At 63.8% G+C, this 19,205-nt stretch carries 19 protein-coding genes; 10 read left to right on the forward strand and 9 right to left on the reverse strand.

What is annotated here, in order from left to right; all coding sequences use genetic code 11:
* The first annotated feature begins 276 nt into the window (after nt 1-276).
* Together AB433_RS11815 and AB433_RS11820 are read left to right on the forward strand one after the other, a co-directional pair.
* Nucleotides 277-2,337, forward strand: a complete 2,061-nt coding sequence (locus AB433_RS11815) for a transglycosylase domain-containing protein (protein ID WP_218916948.1) — start codon at nt 277-279, stop codon at nt 2,335-2,337.
* 12 nt (nt 2,338-2,349) lie between these two features.
* Nucleotides 2,350-2,943, forward strand: a complete 594-nt coding sequence (locus AB433_RS11820) for an SOS response-associated peptidase (protein WP_053059138.1) — start codon at nt 2,350-2,352, stop codon at nt 2,941-2,943.
* Between the two features lie 9 nt (nt 2,944-2,952).
* Here the strand turns inward: AB433_RS11820 and lepA are convergent, their stop codons facing one another.
* Complete coding sequence (lepA, locus tag AB433_RS11825) at nt 2,953-4,770, reverse strand: translation elongation factor 4 (protein ID WP_047821171.1); 1,818 nt, start codon at nt 4,768-4,770, stop codon at nt 2,953-2,955.
* A gap of 136 nt (nt 4,771-4,906) precedes the next feature.
* Here lepA and AB433_RS11830 point away from each other — a divergent pair, with 136 nt between their 5' ends.
* The 3 genes from AB433_RS11830 to AB433_RS11840 all read left to right on the forward strand — a co-directional run bounded on the left by AB433_RS11830 (nt 4,907) and on the right by AB433_RS11840 (nt 7,750).
* Entirely contained in the window at nt 4,907-5,713 is an 807-nt protein-coding gene (locus AB433_RS11830; protein WP_053059139.1) for an alpha/beta fold hydrolase, read from the forward strand.
* 73 nt (nt 5,714-5,786) lie between these two features.
* Nucleotides 5,787-7,103 (forward strand): FAD-dependent oxidoreductase, encoded by a 1,317-nt coding sequence (locus AB433_RS11835; protein ID WP_047821173.1) that lies wholly within the window; start codon nt 5,787-5,789, stop codon nt 7,101-7,103.
* Nucleotides 7,103-7,750, forward strand: coding sequence for a hypothetical protein (locus AB433_RS11840; protein ID WP_047821175.1), 648 nt, complete (start codon nt 7,103-7,105; stop codon nt 7,748-7,750). The genes AB433_RS11835 and AB433_RS11840 overlap by 1 nt, the downstream gene beginning before the upstream one ends.
* On the opposite strand, the gene AB433_RS11845 is transcribed toward AB433_RS11840, so the two are convergent.
* The 6 genes from AB433_RS11845 to AB433_RS11870 all read right to left on the reverse strand — a co-directional run bounded on the left by AB433_RS11845 (nt 7,747) and on the right by AB433_RS11870 (nt 12,986).
* The gene (locus AB433_RS11845) at nt 7,747-8,130 is read right to left on the reverse strand and encodes a hypothetical protein (protein WP_047821176.1); all 384 of its coding nucleotides are present in this window, start codon (nt 8,128-8,130) and stop codon (nt 7,747-7,749) included. The two genes, AB433_RS11840 and AB433_RS11845, sit on opposite strands and share 4 nt — an antisense overlap.
* Nucleotides 8,131-8,556: 426 nt before the next feature.
* On the reverse strand, nt 8,557-9,693 hold the full coding sequence (gene dnaN, locus AB433_RS11850) for a DNA polymerase III subunit beta (protein WP_047821179.1): 1,137 nt from the start codon (nt 9,691-9,693) through the stop codon (nt 8,557-8,559).
* 186 nt (nt 9,694-9,879) lie between these two features.
* Nucleotides 9,880-10,251 carry a hypothetical protein gene (locus tag AB433_RS11855; RefSeq protein WP_156170800.1) on the reverse strand — a complete coding sequence of 124 codons (372 nt, stop codon included), beginning with the start codon at nt 10,249-10,251 and terminating at the stop codon, nt 9,880-9,882.
* A 107-nt stretch (nt 10,252-10,358) separates the two neighbouring features.
* On the reverse strand, nt 10,359-11,108 hold the full coding sequence (fabG, locus tag AB433_RS11860; protein ID WP_047823971.1) for a 3-oxoacyl-[acyl-carrier-protein] reductase: 750 nt from the start codon (nt 11,106-11,108) through the stop codon (nt 10,359-10,361).
* Nucleotides 11,109-11,145: 37 nt separating this feature from the next.
* Nucleotides 11,146-12,099 carry an ACP S-malonyltransferase gene (gene fabD / locus AB433_RS11865; RefSeq protein WP_047821183.1) on the reverse strand — a complete coding sequence of 318 codons (954 nt, stop codon included), beginning with the start codon at nt 12,097-12,099 and terminating at the stop codon, nt 11,146-11,148.
* A 29-nt stretch (nt 12,100-12,128) separates the two neighbouring features.
* Nucleotides 12,129-12,986 (reverse strand): LD-carboxypeptidase, encoded by an 858-nt coding sequence (locus AB433_RS11870; RefSeq protein WP_047823972.1) that lies wholly within the window; start codon nt 12,984-12,986, stop codon nt 12,129-12,131.
* 67 nt (nt 12,987-13,053) lie between these two features.
* Between AB433_RS11870 and AB433_RS11875 the strand changes: the two genes are divergently transcribed.
* The 4 genes from AB433_RS11875 (at nt 13,054) to rplI (ending at nt 15,884) form a co-directional block, all read left to right on the forward strand.
* Nucleotides 13,054-14,502 (forward strand): glutamate ligase domain-containing protein, encoded by a 1,449-nt coding sequence (locus tag AB433_RS11875; protein WP_047821186.1) that lies wholly within the window; start codon nt 13,054-13,056, stop codon nt 14,500-14,502.
* 184 nt (nt 14,503-14,686) lie between these two features.
* Complete coding sequence (gene rpsF / locus AB433_RS11880; protein ID WP_047823974.1) at nt 14,687-15,043, forward strand: 30S ribosomal protein S6; 357 nt, start codon at nt 14,687-14,689, stop codon at nt 15,041-15,043.
* On the forward strand, nt 15,043-15,267 hold the full coding sequence (gene rpsR, locus AB433_RS11885; RefSeq protein WP_047821188.1) for a 30S ribosomal protein S18: 225 nt from the start codon (nt 15,043-15,045) through the stop codon (nt 15,265-15,267). Before rpsF ends, rpsR begins: the two co-directional genes overlap by 1 nt.
* Nucleotides 15,268-15,278: 11 nt before the next feature.
* On the forward strand, nt 15,279-15,884 hold the full coding sequence (rplI, locus tag AB433_RS11890; protein ID WP_047821190.1) for a 50S ribosomal protein L9: 606 nt from the start codon (nt 15,279-15,281) through the stop codon (nt 15,882-15,884).
* A 69-nt stretch (nt 15,885-15,953) separates the two neighbouring features.
* Here the strand turns inward: rplI and AB433_RS11895 are convergent, their stop codons facing one another.
* Nucleotides 15,954-17,069, reverse strand: coding sequence for a transporter family protein (locus AB433_RS11895; RefSeq protein WP_047821191.1), 1,116 nt, complete (start codon nt 17,067-17,069; stop codon nt 15,954-15,956).
* Nucleotides 17,070-17,131: 62 nt separating this feature from the next.
* Nucleotides 17,132-17,509, reverse strand: coding sequence for a DUF2946 family protein (locus tag AB433_RS11900; protein ID WP_047821193.1), 378 nt, complete (start codon nt 17,507-17,509; stop codon nt 17,132-17,134).
* Nucleotides 17,510-17,764: 255 nt separating this feature from the next.
* Here AB433_RS11900 and AB433_RS11905 point away from each other — a divergent pair, with 255 nt between their 5' ends.
* Nucleotides 17,765-19,204, forward strand: a complete 1,440-nt coding sequence (locus tag AB433_RS11905) for an AMP nucleosidase (RefSeq protein ID WP_047821195.1) — start codon at nt 17,765-17,767, stop codon at nt 19,202-19,204.
* Nucleotide 19,205 lies beyond the last annotated feature (1 nt).

Below are 19,205 nucleotides of genomic sequence, written 5' to 3' on the forward strand. Positions count from 1 at the left end.
CGATCATTTCGTCAATCCCGCTATGTATTTTATGAAATTTTGTACAATCTCGAAAGCGCTATATTTCCAAAGGTTTGTGAAACGGGCTGGTTTCACTGCAAACCGGTCGATCATCGAATGATGTGACGGTTGTTAAGCAATGCCCGCATGCGCCCGTGTGCCAGTGCGGCATTGTCCGACTATCCTTACCGAATCGCCGGTATGAGACTTTTTGCCTATTCGCGCGTTACGTGCTTGATCGGTGGTCCTGCGGCGACATGCTGCGTGGATTCTTGGGTGACGGGACGGCGTGTGAACACTTCGGCAATTTCCGACGGGGCTATTTCCGGCAACGAACGGGGCGGCATTGCACGCCGCGCTTTGGACGAAGTGCTCAGGTGGCCGCGGTGGTTCCTTGCCCTGTTGGCCGCATTGATCCTGTTCATCGGCTGGGAAACCTATGCCGCCCCGCCATGGACGCTGGGCGGGCCACCCCCGCCGCAGGGGATCGACTTCCTTGCCACCGATGGCACCCTGATCGCCCATCGCGGACCGAAAACCGCCACCCCGGTCGATGCCGCCGCCCTGCCCGATCATGTGCGGCAAGCGTTTCTGGCTATCGAGGATCGGCGTTTCTACGACCATGGCGGTGTCGATTTTCGCGGATTGGCCCGCGCCACCATCGCCAACCTGAAGGCGGGCGGCGTGGTCGAAGGCGGGTCCACGATCACCCAGCAATACGTGAAGAACGCTTATCTGACGCAGGATCGGACCTTCGTGCGAAAGGGCAAGGAAATGCTCTTGGCCGACTGGATCGAGACGTGGATGAGCAAGGACGAGATCCTCTCTCGCTATCTTGAAAACTGCTATTTCGGCGAAGGGCAATACGGTCTGGTCGCCGCCGCCAATCACTATTTCAACGTCACGCCCGACGAATTGTCGCTGGGGCAGGCGGCAATGCTGGCGGGCATGGTAAAGGCACCGTCACGGCTTGCCCCGACGGTGGACTACGAGGCCGCCGCAGAACGCATGCGCGTGGTGCTGGGCGCGATGGTCTATGCCGGATTCATCGATCAGGCCGCCGCCGATGAAGAGTCCGACCCCAAGGTGACGCCCGGTGCGGAGGAAGAGGAGGGCCCGACCGGCACGTGGTTCGTCGACTGGCTGATGCAAGACATCGACGACGATTTCACCGGCACTGTGCAAACCACGCTGGAGGCCGACGCTCAGGCCCACGCCGAGCGCGTGGTGCGCAACGCCCGGCTGGGCGGCACCGAAGTGGCGCTCATCGCAATCCGCCCCGACGGTGCCATCGCCGCCATGGTCGGCGGCAAGAAGTGGACGCCAGAGGCCTTCAATCGCGCCGTTACCGCCCAGCGCCAGCCGGGATCGACCTTCAAGCTGTTCGACTATTTCGCCGCGATCCGCGAAGGCATGACGCCCAGCACCGCGATCGAGGACGGACCGATCGACCTTGACGGGTGGCAGCCGCGCAATGCCTATCCCGGCTATTACGGGCCGATCCCGCTGTCCCGCGCCTTCGCCATTTCCAGCAACACCGCCGCGATCCGGGTGGCGCAATTGGCCGGAACCGATCAGGTGATCGAGGGCGCGCGCGATCTGGGCGTGGAGAGCGATATTCCCGAAACGCCATCGATGGCGCTGGGCACGGCGACGTTGACTTTGAAGGAACTGGTGGGTGCCTATGCCGCCTTTGCCTCTGGCCGCTATCCGGTGCGCCCTTATGGCATCGCGGGCCAAGGCGAAGCACCGCGGCATCAGCTGGACACCCGGCGCGAATGGGCGCCGATGCTGACGCTGCTCTACAACGCCGCCAACCATGGCACGGGGCGCAGCGCGGTGATCGGCTCGCAACCGACCTTCGGCAAGACCGGCACGTCGCAGGAAGGGCGCGACGGGCTGTTCGTGGGCTTTGCTGGCAACATGATCACGGCGGTCTGGGTCGGGCGAGACGATAACAAGCCCGTTCCCGGCAACCACGGCGGCGGCAACCCGGCGCAGATCTGGAAACAGTTCATGAGCGGGGTAAAGCTGGAACCGCTGGCCTTGCCGGTAAAGGTCAAGCAGATCCGCCGCCCCGTCCCACGCGCCACGATGGCACCGGGCGAAGCGGACATGCGCGGGATCGACATCGGCAATATCCCGATGGACGATTACCAGTACGACATCGACATTCCCGAAGGCATTCCGCAGCTGCCCGAGGGCGAGTTGACCGGCGAACCGGTGAATGCGCCGATGGAGGTGGAGGAAATCCCCGAACGCGGCGAAGAGCCGGACCCGATCCCCGCCCCACCGCGCCAGCCGCCGCCTATCGACCGGGGTGAAACCGAGGGGTAGTGGAAGGACGTCATGTGCAACCTCTATCGCATGACCAAGACCGCCGACGAAGTGGCCCGCCTGTTCGGCGCGACGCTGAGCAGCGCGTTCGAATGGCCCGAATACATCTATCCGCGCATGACCGCGCCGGTGATCGTATCCGCCAGGGGTGAGCGCAGGTTGGGCCCGATGGACTGGGGTTTTCCGACACAAGTGTGCGGCAAGACAAGGATGCTGACCAAACACGTCACCAATGCCCGCAACCTGAACAGCCCGATGTGGCGGCCCAGCCTTGCCACGCGGCGATGCCTTGTGCCCTTCACCCGCTTTGCCGAACCCAAGGCGGGCAAGGATGCGGAAGGAAAGCCCGCACAATACTGGTTCACGATCAGCGACCAGCCCGTCGCCGCCTTTGCCGGCCTGTGGCGACCGACCGAAACGGGACCGGTCTTTGCGTTCTGCACGACGGAGCCGAACGCGCTGGTCGCCCCGCTACATCCCAAGGCGATGCCTGTCGTCCTGATGGCAGAGGATCAGGACCGATGGCTGGGCGATGATGCGGAAGATGCGCTGAAACTGGTGGCCAGCTATCCCAGCCAGCTGATGACGGTGGCGGCGACGAACTAGCGTCCGGCGCTATTCCTCACCCATCCGCAGCGCAGCAATGAACGCCTCCTGCGGGATAGACACATTGCCATACTCCCGCATCCGTGCCTTGCCCTTCTTCTGCTTCTCCAGCAGCTTCTTCTTGCGCGTGATGTCGCCGCCGTAACACTTCGCGGTCACGTCCTTGCGCATCGCGCTGATCGTTTCGCGGGCGATGACCTTGCCGCCGATGGCCGCCTGGATCGGGATCTTGAACAGGTGGCGCGGGATCAGGTCTTTCAGGCGCTCGCACATGCCGCGTCCGCGTTCCTCGGCAACGCCGCGGTGGACGATCATCGACAAGGCATCGACCGGCTCGTTGTTGACGAGGATGCTCATTTTCACCAGGTCGCCCTCGCGCAGGCCGATCTGTTCATAGTCGAAGCTGGCATAGCCGCGGCTGATCGATTTCAGGCGGTCGTAGAAATCGAACACCACTTCGTTCAGCGGCAGCTCGTAGGTCACTTGCGCGCGGCCGCCAACATAGGTGAGGTCGCGCTGGATGCCGCGCCGGTCCTGGCACAGTTTCAGGATCGAGCCGAGGTATTCGTCGGGCGTGTAGATCGTTGCCTTGATCCACGGCTCCTCGATCGTCTCGATCCGGCTGGGGTCGGGATAGTCGGCGGGGTTGTGCAGGTAGATTTCCGCCGCATCGTCGGTGCGGCTGGCGCGCAGGTCGATGCGATAGACGACCGAGGGGGCAGTGGTGATGAGGTCGAGATCGTATTCGCGGCTGAGGCGTTCCTGGATGATCTCCAGGTGCAAGAGGCCGAGGAAGCCGCAGCGGAAGCCGAAGCCCAGCGCGGCGCTCGATTCCATCTCGAAGCTGAAGCTCGCGTCGTTAAGGCGCAGCTTGCCGATCGATTCGCGCAGCTTCTCGAAATCATTGGCGTCCACCGGGAACAGGCCGCAGAACACCACCGGCTGCACTTCCTTGTAGCCGGGCAGCGCCTGCGTCGCGCCGCCCTTCACCGTGGTGATCGTGTCGCCGACCTTGGCCTGTTCCACTTCCTTGATCTGCGCAGTGATGAAGCCGATCTCGCCGGGGCCGAGTTCGGCCAGCTCGGTGCGCTTGGGGCTGAAGCAGCCGACGCGGTCGATCAGGTGATCGGTGCCGCCCTGCATGAACTTGACGTTGAGGCCCTTCTTGATGACGCCGTCGATGACGCGGACGAGGATGACGACGCCGAGGTAGGGATCGTACCAGCTGTCGACCAGCATCGCCTTCAGCGGGGCATCGCGGTCGCCCGTGGGGCCGGGGATCTTGGCGACGATCTGCTCGAGGATCTCCTCGATCCCGATGCCCGACTTGGCGCTGGCCAGCACCGCGTCGGAGGCGTCAATGCCGATTATGTCCTCGATCTCGGCCTTGACCTTTTCGGGTTCGGCGGCGGGCAGGTCGATCTTGTTGATGACGGGCACGATCTCGTGGTCGTGCTCGATCGACTGGTACACGTTGGCGAGCGTCTGCGCCTCAACCCCCTGCGCCGCGTCCACCACCAGCAGCGCGCCCTCGCAGGCGGCGAGCGAGCGCGAGACTTCGTAGGCGAAGTCGACGTGGCCGGGCGTGTCCATGAGGTTCAGCTCATAGGTCTCGCCGTTCTTGGCGGTGTAGTTGAGGCGCACGGTCTGCGCCTTGATGGTGATGCCGCGCTCTTTCTCGATATCCATGTTATCAAGGACTTGCGCGCTCATTTCCCGCTCGGTCAGCCCGCCGGTGAACTGGATCAGCCGATCGGCCAGGGTGGACTTGCCATGGTCGATATGGGCGATGATGGAAAAGTTACGAATGTGCGCAAGATCGGTCATGCGCGGGCCATTAGCGGTTGGCGATGGCGCTGTCAGCAGGGAACCGCCGTTTCGGCCCGCTGCGCCGCCGATTGGGCGCGGATTGGCCAAGAGTCCGCTGGGCACCCGGGCGCGAACCTGCTAGCGCCCCGGCTTCATGGCATTCACCTTTCGCACCATCACCGTAGAGGGCCTGACCCTGCGCGTCGGCTTCAAAAACGCAGCTTCGCAGGCCACGCCGCTGCTGATGCTGAACGGGATCGGCTTCAACGCCGAACTGATGGAGCCGCTGTCGCGCCAGTTCCCCGGCCGCCCTATCGTCTGCCCTGACATGCCCGGTTGCGGACAATCGCCCGATCCGGTCCTGCCCTATACCATGTCGCGCCTGTCACGGGCGATGCTGGCGCTGATGGAGACGGAATTTCCGGACCGCCCGTTTGACCTGCTCGGCTTTTCATGGGGCGGCGCCTTGGCGCAGCAGATCGCGACATCGGCGGCACGGCGGGTGAACCGCATGGTGCTGCTCGCCGCGCCCTCGGGGATGCCCCTGCCCTTCGCCAATCCCGAAGTGATGCGGCGTTTGCTCGACCCGACCGAGTACGTCGACCCAACGCTGCTCTCCGAAAACTTTCACGCGCTGTTGCAAGAAGGCGGCGCGGGTGCGGGACTGTTGCGCCGCTTCGTCATGCCCAGTCCGCGCGGCGTGGGCAGTCAGGTGCTGGCGCTGGCCGGGTGGAGTTCGGCGATGCTGCTGCCGTTCGTGCGCATGCCCGTTCTGCTCGCTGGAATGGCGGAAGACCCCATCGTCCCCATCGCGCATCAGCGGGCGCTGTCCTGCCTGATCCCGCAGGCCGAGACGGTTGAGTTCCGCCAGGGCAGTCACCTCCTCCCGCTCGCCCTGCCCGACAAGGTGGGTGCGCAACTGGCCGCGTTCATGGCCGGAGACGAAACCGTCCCCGCCTGATTGCGGACAACCTCTTTTCTTTTGCGGACATTGCGATAGCCTGACCCCAAAGCAATTGTGGGAGGCGTGAAGCTTGCGTCATATCGCGGTGATCGGTTCCGGCCCGGCCGGATATTATACGGCAGAGGCATCGCTGAAACACTGGGGAGACGACGTGCGGGTCGACGTGTTCGACCGGCTGCCCGTGCCCTATGGCCTGATCCGAACGGGTGTCGCACCCGATCACCAGACGATCAAGGCGGTTTCCGGCCGATACGAGAAAACGGCGCTGACCGACAATGTCCGCTTCGTCGGCAACGTCACTATCGGCAGCGACATTACTATCGAGGAACTGCAGAGCCTGTACGACGCGGTTGTTGTCGCCACCGGCGCGCCGCATGACCGGCAGCTTGGCATTCCGGGCGAGGAGCTGAAGGGCGTCTACGGCAGCGCCGCCTTCGTCGGGTGGTACAATGCCCATCCGCAGTTCCGCAATCTGGACCCGGACCTGTCGGCCGACACCGCCGTCGTCATCGGCATGGGCAATGTGGCTTTGGACGTCAGCCGCATCCTTTCCAAGACCGAGGCCGAGTTCGCAGGGTCCGACATCGCCGCCCATGCGCTGAACATCCTTTCGGGTTCGAACATAAAGCGGATCGTCCTGCTGGGCCGTCGCGGGCCGCACCAGATCATGATGACGCCCAAGGAACTGGGCGAACTGGCAAGGCTCGAACGCGCCAGCCCCCGCGTCGATGCCGCGGACCTGCCCGACGAAGGCGAGGACGCGATGCTGGAACCTGGCTTGCGCAAATCGGTGAACCACTTGCGCAGCTTTGCCGCGATCCCCGAACACATGCACGCGGACAAGGCGATCGAGGTGGACTTCGACTTTTTCGCCAGCCCCGTCGCGATTCTGGGCGAGGGCAAGGTTGAAGGAATCGAGGTAGAGCGCACCGAGGTCAAAGCCGGACGCGCGGTCGGCACGGGCGAGAAATACATCATCCCCTGCGGCCTCGTTGTATCGTGCATCGGCTATCGAAGCGCGAACATCCCCGGCGTACCGTTCGATGAGCGTCTTGGCCGCTTCGCCAATGACGAGGGGCGGATCGTCAACGGCCTCTATTGCGTCGGCTGGGCTCGGCGCGGGCCGACCGGGACCATCGGCACCAACAAGCCCGACGGTTTCGCCATCGTCGAAAAAATCGCTCAGGACATGGACAAGGGCGTTTTGGGGAACGGCGGCAAGAAAGGCCGCGCCGGTTTCGACGCGCTGGCCGCCGAACGCGGGCTGGACGTCGTCACCTTCCGCGATTGGAAGAAGATCGAGGAAGCCGAAGCGGCAGCAGCGCGCGATGGCTCTCCGCGTGAGAAGTTCGCGGATATCGAGGCGATGATCCGGGCGGCGCAGTAATGGTGCCAGACACGATGGATAGCGTGCGGATCGGCGGCATTTTGCTGATGGTAGGCTGCGGCATGATGCCGTTCATCATCGTGGAATACATCTTGATCATGAAGGCTGTGGCTACTGATGCCAGCGTGGCCGAAAGGCTGGTACATTCTCGCGCCTCGCACCACGCGCTTTCACGCGGTTGGCATTTCGAAGCTCTGGGAATGGCGATGTTAGCCGCAGCAGCATTCTGCCTTGCCGAAGGTCCCGGCAAGGCAGGCTGGATCGTCGCCGGTGTCGGCGCAATCGCGGTCATCCCAATGTATGCGCTGATGATCGGGGGCTTCGGGGCCGCGAATGGCTTGCCTGACGATCAGGCTGGACCGCTGTTCATGGCAACGCGGGCGGTGGCGACGGAAATATTCGTCTTCGGCAACCTTGTCACCGGTGCCGGTGTGACGCTGGCATTCGTTCTGATGCAGCGCGGCGGTACTTCCATTGCGCCTTGGATCGTATGGCCAGCGTTGCTCGGATGGGGTGGGTCTACGCTTGGCTTCCTCGCACTCTATGCGGGCGTGTCATTGCCGCTGGCCGCGGCCGGAGCATTTGCACTACTTGGCTTTGTAGCGACGGCCGTTTTTGGAGCGTCCGTCGCCGTCAACGGGCTTTAGCGCCCCTCGCCTGCCTGCGCGTTTGATGGTGCGGGCGGCTGCAAGCCGTTGATCGTTTCGCCAAGGCGTTGGCCGAAATCCTGTGCACGGGGGGCGCAGGCCTTGTTCGCGGTTTCGATGTCACCCAGCAGCGTGGGGATCGCCTGCGGCTTGATCTGCGCCTCTATCTTGCCATTGGTGCGCGCTTCGTAGCGGCCCATGAAATAGCTCATCATAAAGCCCAGACCGCGCTTCTTGCCCTCGTCCTGCTCTTGCGAGCTGGCGACAAGCGCCCATGCCGCGCACTGCAAGTCCGGATCGGTAGCCGTCTGCGCCTGCGCAGGGATCGCGGCACTGCCCATCAAGGTGGCGGCCAGAATGGCGGAAATGGTTTTGGTCATATTCAAAAAACTCCCGTCTGGGCGCGGCCCCTAACGCCTGACGCGCCCGATGGCCAACCCATGCGGCAGCCCACATGGACGAACCGGGCTTGCCACAGGATGAAGGGATCGGATGAGTCTTTTGTTTAGTCCCTGAAGCGCCGGGCGCGGGCCGTCCGGCCCGTTTGGCTTCGCACCAATAAGGCGCGGCGGCCGTTCGGCCTGGCGCGAGTCGCTTCGCGCCCCGATCTCACCTAATCAACCCCACCGCCAACGTCGCAAAAACTGAGGTTGCGTCGTTTTTTCGTTCAGGTCGAGCCGAGCGTGGTGTCGCGATGCGACCTGAAACGCAGCGACCTTATGGTCGTGAGCACCGGAACGCGCTTCGCGGTGCCGCGCGCAGGCCAGCCCAAAAAAATCGGGAGTTCGCGGAAAAGCGGCGTAACCTCACACCCTCATCGGCATGAGGACATAGAGCGCCGGGCTCTTGTCGTTCTGCCGGATCAGGGTCGGCGCACCGGCATCGGCAAGGTGCAGTTCGACATTGTCGCCTTCGATCTGGGCAAGGATGTCTTTCAGGTAATTGGCGTTGAAGCCGATCTCCAGCCCCTCGCTGCCATAGTCGGCGGCGATTTCCTCTGCCGCGGTGCCATTGTCGGGCGACGTGACGGACAGCGTGACGCGATCGTTGTCGACCGCCATCTTCACCGCACGGGTCTTTTCGGTGGCGATCGTCGCAACGCGGTCCACGCCGGAAAAGAACGACTTGGGGTCCAGCTTCAGCAGCTTGTCGTTGCCGGTGGGAATGACGCGGCTGTAGTCGGGGAACGTGCCGTCGATCAGCTTGCTGGTCAGGACGATGCCGCCTTCTCCGCCCAGCGTGAAGCGCACCTTGCTGGCCGACAGGTCGATCTGGACGTTCGAATCGAGCGCCTCTTCCAAGAGCTTGCGCAGTTCCGCGACGCATTTGCGCGGCACGATCACGTCGGGCATGCCCTCTGCCCCGTCAGGGCGGGCGATGGTGAAGCGGGCCAGGCGGTGGCCGTCTGTGGCGGCGGCCTTCAGCACCGGCTGTCCGCCCGGACCGTCGTCGGCCACGTGGAAGAAGATACCGTTCAGGTAGTACCGCGTTTCCTCGGTACTGATCGCAAACCGGGTGCGGTCGATCAACTGCGCCAGAGTCTGCGCCGGGATTTCGAAGCTGGTCGGAAGGTCGCCTTCGACGATGACCGGAAAATCGTCACGCGGCAGGGTCGGCAGCTGGAACCGGCTGCGTCCGGCCTTTACGACCATGCGATTGTCGGCGGTTTCGAGGGAGACCTGCGATCCGTCGGGCAGCTTGCGCGCGATGTCGAACAACAGGTGGGCCGATACGGTGATCGCGCCCGCGCTTTCGACAGAGGCGGCGGGCATCGTTTCCACGACCTGCAGGTCAAGGTCGGTCGCCATGACGCGGACCGCGCCATCGGCCTTCGCCTCTATCAGCACGTTCGACAGGATCGGGATCGTGTTGCGGCGTTCCACCACCGACTGCACGTGGGAGAGGCTGTGCAGCAGGGTCGCCCGTTCGATCGTCGCCTTCATCTCGATATGATCCCCTTGGCGCCCGACGCGTCGAGGAGACCGAGCGGGCATGAAATACGGTCAAACTTTCCTAGCGGATGGTCACGACCGGACAAGGCGAACGGAAGGGGAACGGCTCGATTCTGGGGATAAAAGGCGGGAAAGTCGGCTCAACAAGCCATCAGGCCAAGAGTGAACCTGTCCGCACTACAAAACGAAGCATGCAATCAGCGCAAGCACGACGAATATCCCTAAGGCTCGCAAACCCAATTGAGAGAGGAAGATCCAAAGATAATCTCGAAAAGCATCGAGAAGTGCGGGGCCAAATGACACGTCTTTCGTGCTTCGGCTCTCTACCGCAGATGCTACGGCAAATATCAATGGCAGCCCGGGAAAGATACCTAGAACAACCAAGAACGCTGTCAGTCCACCCACAAAAATCGCAACTGTAAAGGCTGCGAATATAAATAGCATGCCAGCAATTTCTGATAGCCGATCGAGAGCGTTAAACGCGCGATTTGCCGCATCACCCACGCCCGGCGGCATCCGCATTTCACGGAAAGTCGGCTGTCCGCTCACCTCTGCCCACACCGCCCAGCCCATCAGGCCCGCAAGAGCAAGCGCCGGCAAGGCGATGACCGCAAGAATGACGCTGTTGCCGATAGCGGCCTCCAGCTAACGATCCGTCAAATCATCGCCATACCGCCGTTCACGTGCAGCGTCTGGCCGGTCACATAGCCCGCCTCTTTCGACGACAGGTAGGCAACCGCCGCGCCGATGTCCTGGCCCTCGCCCATGCGGCCTGCGGGGATACGCTGGTTCAGCGCGTCTTTCTGCGCGTCGGGCAGAACGTCGGTCATCGCGGTGCGGATGAAGCCGGGGGCGACGCAGTTCACGGTGACGTTGCGGCTGGCCAGTTCCTGCGCCAGCGATTTCGACAGGCCGACAAGACCCGACTTCGCCGCGGCGTAGTTCATCTGGCCGGGGTTGCCGGTGGTGCCGACCACGCTGGTGATCGAAACGATCCGCCCGAACTTCGCCTTCATCATCGGGCGCGTCGCGGCGCGCATCAGGCGGAATGCGGCGGACAGGTTGATGTCGATGACACTCTGCCAGTCATCGTCCTTCATCCGCATCATCAACCCGTCGCGGGTGATCCCGGCGTTGTTGACCAGGATATCCAGCTTGCCCAGCGTATCGATCGCGGCGGGCACCAGTTCCTCGACCTGCACGGTGTCGGACAGGTTGCAGGTGATCTCGACGTGGTCGCCCCCGATATCCTCGTTCAGCTGATCTCGAAAGGCGCGCAGCTTGTCTCCGTTCGATCCCGATAGAGCGATCCGCGCACCCTGCCGCGCCAGTGCGACGGCGATGGACGATCCGATCCCGCCGCTCGCCCCGGTGACCAGTGCGGTCATGCCTTCCAGCGAAAACATCTTTTCCATCAGTACCCCCTCAGAGTTCCTTGGCCTCTCACAGCTCTTTAGCCAATGCTTCGATGTCGTCCATCGTCACCACGCTGGTCACGACGGCATCGGGGAAAGAGCGCTTGATCATCGGGGCAAGCACTTTGCCCCCCAGTTCGACGAATTGCGTAACGCCAACCGCGCCCATTGCGATGGCGCTTTCCCGCCAGCGGACGCGGCCGGTAACCTGTTCGACCAGCAACTTCTGCACTTCCGCCGGATCGGCAACGGGCTGCGCAGTGACGTTGGCGAAGACCGGCATGATCGGCGCCTGCGGCGGCGTGGCGGCCAGCGCGGCGGCCATCGCATCGGCGGCGGGTTGCATCAGCGGGCAGTGGAACGGGGCCGAAACCGGCAGCTTCACCCCGCGCTTGATGCCGAAATCCTTGACCAGCGCAATGGCGCGATCGATGGCGGCGGCATGGCCCGACAATACGACCTGCGTCGGGTCGTTGTCGTTGGCGACGGTGCAGACCTGCTTCTCGCCGGTTTCGGGATCGGTCGCGGCGGCCTCTGCCAACTCGCCAGCCTTCTCGATATCCGCGCCCAGCAACGCACACATCGCGCCGACGCCCACCGGCACCGCCGCCTGCATTGCCTGTCCGCGCAGCTTCAGCAGCCGCGCCGTATCCGCCACCGAAAAGGCCCGCGCCGCACAAAGCGCGGTATATTCGCCAAGGCTGTGCCCGGCGACGTAATCGCCCTTTTCATGTAGCGAGACGCCGAATTCGCGGCCCAATACGCGCACGACTGCCATGGCATTGGCCATGATCGCGGGCTGCGCATTCTCGGTCAGGGTCAGCGCATCTTCCGGCCCTTCGGCCATGATCGCCGACAGCTTCTGGCCCAGCGCATCGTCGACTTCCTCGAATACTTCGCGCGCGGCACCGCTGGCGGCGGCAAGGTCCACGCCCATGCCGACTTTCTGGCTGCCCTGTCCGGGGAATACGAATGCTCTCATCGGGGGAACTCCTTATTATGGCTCGCGCGTTAGGCAGCGGCGGGCGCGCGCACAACCCCCAGCGGCAGGTTCCTGTCGGCAGAACCGAACGGCACGATGCGATTGGCGAAATCGTGCCCGATGTCGGCGGGGCCAAGGAAGGGGATCGCCATGCGCGCGCACCAGTCCTGCGCGATGGCGGTCGCGTCGCTGCCGAAAGGACGGTCGTTTTCCGGCACGTCGGATACGCGGCCCAGCCGCAGGCCCGCGACGTTCATGTGGCGCAGGACCGACGTTGTGTGGAACATCAGCCGGTCGACCGAATAAAGGTACTCGCTCACTTCCTCCACCATCACGACATGGCCGGTCAGGTCGGGCATCAGCCGCGTTCCCGCCAGCATGGCCAGCGTCGTCAGGTTGAACGCCACCGTGGGACGATTGTCGAGATGCGGCTCCAACGTTTCCGGATGGCCCGACAACCACGCCAGCACCCGCGCAATGGCATCGCCGCCGCCCTCTCGCTTGATGTCCAGAGGCATAGGGGCGTGGACGGGATGCCCGATCCCCGCCTTGTAGAGCGACCCCAGCAGATAGCCGCCGTCTGACGAGCCGAGGAATATCTTGTCGTCCGCCGCGCGCGACAGATAGGTCAGCGCCGGTTCGCAGATGCGGTTCGATCCGTATCCGCCGCGCGCGAACCACACCGCGTCGATGGTCGGATCGTTGGCGCATTCCAGCAGCGCCTCCAGCCTCTGTTCGTCGGTGCCCGCAAAGTGCCCGGCCTCGGCAAAGCACTGATCGTGGAAGATCAGTTCAATGCCCGGATAATGCGAAGCGACATGCTCGACCGGCGCGACCAGTTCACGCGGGAGGGTTGCCGATGGGGCACAGATTGCAACGCGGACCATATTCACAGTGCTATTCGCCGCGCCCGCGATTGCCAAGCGCGGTTGAAGGCAATAGCCACAGGCGGCAATGACCGACGCACCCTTTTCCCAATGCACCGACCTCTCTGGCCGCCCGTTCTTCTTCTGCGGGATCGGCGGATCGGGTATGCTCCCCCTCGCCTGCATCCTGAACGCGCGCGGGGCGATAATCGCCGGATCTGACCGCAGCCGCGATCAGGGGCGCAGCGCCGAAAAGTTCGCGTGGCTGGAACATCAGGGCATTGCGCTATTCCCGCAAGACGGCAGCGGCGTGACGAGCGGCGATCAGGTGTTGGTCGCCAGTGCCGCGATCGAGGACACCGTGCCCGAAGTGGCGCGGGCGAAAGAACTGGGCTGCCTGCGCGCCAGCCGGGCCGAACTGCTCTCCGCCCTGTTCAACGCCGCGCCGAAATCCATCGCCATCGGCGGGACCAGCGGCAAATCGACGGTCACGGGCATGACCGGCTGGATCATGGACCGCGCGGGCACAGACCCCACGATCATGAACGGCGCGGTGATGAAGAATTTCGTCGCGCCCGACGTGCCCTTCGCTAGCGCGCGCGCCGGTCGCGGCGGAGTATTCGTTAGCGAAGTGGACGAGAGCGACGGGTCGATCGCGCTCTACCGCCCGAGCGTAGCGGTATTGCTCAACGTCACGCTCGACCACAAATCGATGGACGAATTGCGCGTTTTGTTCGGCGATTTCCTCGCCGCCAGCGAGGTTGCCGCGATCAACGCCGACGATCCGGAGGCGCTGGCCCTGCTGCCCCGCGCGAAACAGGCGCTGACCTTCGGGATCGACGAACCGCGCGCGCAGATCGGCGTGGTCCCCGGCTCCATCGCCGACGGACCGGTGCGACAGGCCGCGACGGTGATCGACCGGCATGACGGCAGCGAATATCCGCTGCTGCTGAACGTACCGGGCCGCCACAACCTGTCGAATGCGCTGGCCGCGATTGCCGGGGCGGTTTGCGCGGGCGTGCCGGTGGGGGATGCGGTCGCGGCTCTGGGCACATTCGCGGGTCTGGCGCGGCGGTTCGACGTGCTCGGCACCAGCCCGTCGGGCATCGCGGTGATCGACGATTTCGGCCACAACCCCGACAAGGTCCGCGCCACCCTCCGCACACTGCGCACCCATCCGGGCCGCATCATCGCGTTCTTTCAGCCGCACGGATTTAGCCCCCTGCGGCAGATGGGCCGCGAACTGGCAGACGTCTTTGCCGAGGAGCTTCTGCCCGACGATCGCGTGATCCTGTGCGACCCGGTCTATTTTGGCGGAACAACGGACAAGAGCGTCGGCAGCGCCGAACTGTGCCAATGGATCGAGGACGCAGCCGGGGGCGGAGGCGTCGGGGCCGAACATATCCCTTCGCGCGAGGCCTGCGGCGACCGGATCGCGGAAATCGCCCTCCCCGGCGACCGCGTGGCGGTGATGGGCGCGCGAGACGATACGCTGACGGTTTTTGCGAAAAGTGTGCTGGGGCGGCTCAGCGCCTAATCGTTACCCCGGACATGACCCGCGGTCCGAGGGCCTCCACCCACTTCCCCTTGCATTCCCCGCCCAATCCGCTATGCGCGCGGCTTCCCGTGCTGTCCGCAGGGGAATGCAGAAGGCCGGAGGGGCCTTGCACATCCGGTGCAAAGGTCAGCCGATCGGCAGTAAGTACAAGGACGCGAAACGCATGCCGCTTTATGAGCATGTGTTCCTGGCGCGCCAGGACCTGAGCCAGTCTCAGGTCGACGCGCTTGCGAACACCGCAACAGAGATCGTCGAGGCGAACGAAGGCAAGGTCACCAAGATGGAGACCTGGGGCCTGAAGAACCTGGCCTACAAGATCGACCGCAACCGCAAGGCGCACTTCGTCATGCTCAATATCGATGCCCCTGCCGGCGTCGTTGCAGAGCTGGAGCGCCAGACCCGCATCAACGAAGACGTCATCCGCTATATGACCATCAAGGTCGAAGAGCATGAGGAAGGCCAGTCGGTCATGATGCGCAAGAACGACCGCGAACGCCGCGGCCGCCGGGGAGATCGCTGATGGCCCGCCCGTTTTTCCGCCGCCGCAAATCCTGCCCGTTCTCGGCCAAGAATGCGCCCGCGATCGACTACAAGGACGTTCGCCTGCTTCAGGGCTTTATGTCCGAACGTGGCAAGATCGTGCCGAGCCGCATCACCGCCGTTTCCGCCAAGAAGCAGCGTGAGCTGTCCAAGGCGATCAAGCGCGCACGCCACATCGGCCTGCTGCCCTACATCGTCAAGTAAGGAGCGGACACATGGATATCATCCTGCTCGAACGCATCGAGAAGCTGGGCTCGATCGGTGACGTCGTCACCGTGAAGGACGGCTATGCCCGCAACTACCTTCTTCCCGAGAAGAAGGCGCTGCGCGCCAACGAAACCAACAAGAAGGTCTTCGAAGCCAATCGTGACCGTCTTGAAGCCGAAAACGCCGAGCGTCGCACCGACGCGCAGGCTGCTGGCGAAAAGCTCGACGGTACCGAGATCACCCTGATCCGCGCCGCGTCGAACGCCGGTCAGCTTTATGGCTCGGTCAACGTCCGCGACGTGACCATCGCGCTGAAGGACAAGGGCTTCGACGTCGACAAGAAGCAGGTCATCATGGGCGCGCCCATCAAGACCATCGGCATGTTCGACGTGACCGTTGCGCTTCACCCCGAAGTGCGCGTGACCATCAAGGCCAACGTCGCCCGCAGCGACGACGAAGCCGAACTGCAGAGCCAGGGCGTCGACGTTCTGGCCGCGATGTTCGAAGAAGAGTCGCAGGACAAGGGCGGCTTTACCGAGGCCTTCGATCCGAACGCCGAACCCGGCGAAATCGCGATCGAGGACGACGCGGCAGAGGGCGAGGAAGAGGCGTAAGCCACTTCGCGCAATCGGCGCTGACGAATTCGGGCGCGGGCGGCATCTGCCACCCGCGCCCTTTTCGTATCAGAACGTCTGGCTAAGCCCGACCGACAGGCGCCAGTCTTGCGGCAGTTGCACGCCGTTCAGGTCCTGATGCACCGGCAGCGCGAATTCCGCCGACAATTGCGGCGCGCGCTCACCCACCGGCAGCAGCCAGTTCGCGCCCAGCCCCACCGACACGGTATCGCCGCCATAGTTCTGCTGAAAATTCGCAGGTGAGGTATGCGCATGCGGCCCGTCGTAGTGGCCCAGCACCTGTCCTTCGTGCACATACTCGACCCGCGCGACCGCACCCAGCGACGCGCTCAGGCGATAGCTGGTCCATCCGCTGGCCTGAAACCGGTCGCCAAAGGAAAAGCCCGCATCGTTGAACTCTGCGGTGCGCCAGCGATAGGCCGCCTGCCCGCCCCAACCGACCGCGCCGGTAGTGCCCGATACGGTCAACGAAGGTTCGAGATCCCAGGTCCCGCTGCCCGGCTGCATACCGTAATGGACATAGGTCCCATCGGCGTTTTTCTTCTCGACCGATCCGGTCGGCACCCACAGCCCCAACGTCGCATGGGCGCGGAATGCATGGGTCTTGGCCAAGGTGTACGAGGCGGAAACCAGCGTATCGCCAAACCCTTCGGCCGCATGCTCATGCACTTCGCCATAGCCAAGCGCCATGCCGTGATGGTGGTCCATTTCGCCTTCCATCGGCATGCCCGCCATCGGATCGATGCCCACCATCTCCATGCGGTGCCACATGTAGTGCGGCATCACCATCAGCGTGACCTTGTCCGAAGGCGCGACCATCAGGTCGAGCATGATCATGTCCATCTCCATGGTCCTGGCCCGCGCACCATATCCGGCGGCCAGCACCTCTGCATCGGTCAGCGTATCGGTGCCCGCGACGTTCGCACCCGAATAGCGCCGCCGTTCGAAGCGCAGGCCGATCATCGCCTCGCCCCCGTCGTGCATATGGTCATGCATCAGGCCCGCGGTGGGATGCATCAGTGCGGTTTCGACGACGATGGGATCGCCTTCGCCCGCATCGGCCACAGTTGAGGTTTCGGCCAAGGTTGCGGTTTCGGCCAGCGCAGCAGGCGCGGGCAAGGTGGCGAGCAGCGCACATGCGCCGCCCGTAATGTATTCTTTCATTGTCGAAATTTCCTGTCTGTATTCGCATTGGTCGGGCCGCAAGAAACGCAGCCCAGCATGGATCAGACAGTCAGAGGTGGCCCCGTGGCCGGGGGTACGAACCAATAGTGCCGAGTGACCAGAACCTTGCCCGCAAGGCGCGGCTGAACCTCCTGCGCCGGGGCAACCGCGGAAACGGTCGGCACATCGGGCATGGTCAATGCGGCATGGGCAAACCCGGCGAAGGCGCAAGGGGCCTGCTGCTTGGCGTGATCGTCGCTTTTCTTGGCGGGCAGCGGAATGCGCCACGTCGCGTCGGAATTACAGATATCGACGACGATGGAGCCGCCCTTTGCCTCGGCCATGTATCCGGCGGGCATGACCGCGCGCATGAACAGCGTAGCGACCAGCAAAAGCCAGACGCATGCCCCGGGGCGGTGAAGGCGAAGCGCACGTCGCATCGCCGCCGCCGTTAGGCTGGTTAGGAGGCCGCGCCAAGGGCCAAAATCGGGATTTTCCTACAGGGTCGGTGCCGCTCTATGACGATGGGCATGACACTCCGAACGCCCGCCTTCCGTGTAATCGCCCCTATCGATCAAACCTGCAATTCTGATCGATCGGATTTTCCAAAGCTGTGTGTCAACTTTGTCAACTTCCAGCGCGAAACCGCGTGCGCCGTCTTTGAAAAGTCGCGCAACAGGCGCTAACTCCTGTCCATGAAAGACACCACGCAGATCCTGGCGGAACTGACCCGCATCTATGACGAGGCACGCGCCGCGCTGCGCACCGACCTGTTGGCCTTTGCCGCCGACGGCACCCGCCCCGCAGCCGAACGCCGCACCGACGGTACATATGCCTATCCCGAACTGCGCCTGAATTTCCGCGAGAGCGACGCCCCGCCCCCGGTATCGCGCGCTTTCGGACGGCTGACGCGGCCCGGCCAGTATGCGACCACGATCACCCGCCCGCGCCTGTTCGGGCCCTATCTGGCAGAGCAGCTCTCGCTGCTGATCGCGGACTACAATGTAGAAATCGACGTCGGTCGCTCGCGGCAGGAAATCCCGTTTCCCTATGTCGTCGACGGAGAGGCTGGCGCGGTTCTGGCCGGGGTCAGCCCGCTGGATCTGGCGCGCCATTTCCCGGCGACCGAGCTGTCGCTGATCGGCGACGAACTGGCCGACGGGATCGACATCGGGAAGGCTGGCGGAGCCATGCCCTTGTCACTGTTCGACGCGCTGCGCACCGATTTCAGCCTTGCCCGGCTGGAGCACTACACCGGCACCAATCCGGATCACTGCCAACGGTTCATCCTGTTCACCAACTATCACCGCTATGTCGACGAATTCGTGGACTGGGCGGGTGAACAGCTTGGAGACGGGCGATTTACGGCGTTGGCCGGAGCTGGTGGCCTGATGCTGACCGAGAGGACCGAGAACGCGCGTGCGCGCCTGTCCGACACCGCGTGGCGGCGGCACCAGATGCCTGCCTACCACCTCGTCGCGCCAGACCGGACCGGGATCACACTGGTCAATATCGGCGTCGGGCCGTCGAACGCAAAGACGATTACCGACCACCTCGCGGTCCTGCGGCCAGAGGCGTGGTTGATGATCGGCCACTGCGGTGGTTTGCGGCCCAGCCAGAAGATCGGCGATTACGTGCTGGCCCACGCCTATCTGCGCGACGATCACGTGCTGGATTCGGTGCTGCCACCTGAAATCCCCCTGCCCGCGATTGCGGAGGTGCAGCAGGCGCTGGCCGGGGCGGCGGAGGAGATCAGCGGCACCGCGGGCGCGGACCTGAAGCGGCGGATGCGGACGGGCACGGTGGTGACGACAGACGACCGCAACTGGGAACTGCGCATCACCAAGACGGGGCATCGCCTGTCGCTGTCCCGCGCAGTTGGGATCGACATGGAAAGCGCCACCATCGCAGCGCAGGGGTATCGGTTCCGCGTGCCCTACGGGACGTTGCTCTGCGTTTCGGACAAACCGATCCACGGCGAGTTGAAGCTGCCGGGACAAGCGAACCGGTTCTATGAAGAGGCGATCGCCAGCCACTTGCAGATTGGCATCCGGTCCTGCGAATTACTGCGGGCCGAGGGTGAACGCCTGCACAGCCGCAAGCTGCGCGCGTTCAACGAGCCGCCGTTTCGGTGAC

It is taken from the genome of Croceicoccus naphthovorans (genome assembly GCF_001028705.1).
GTDB lineage: Bacteria > Pseudomonadota > Alphaproteobacteria > Sphingomonadales > Sphingomonadaceae > Croceicoccus > Croceicoccus naphthovorans.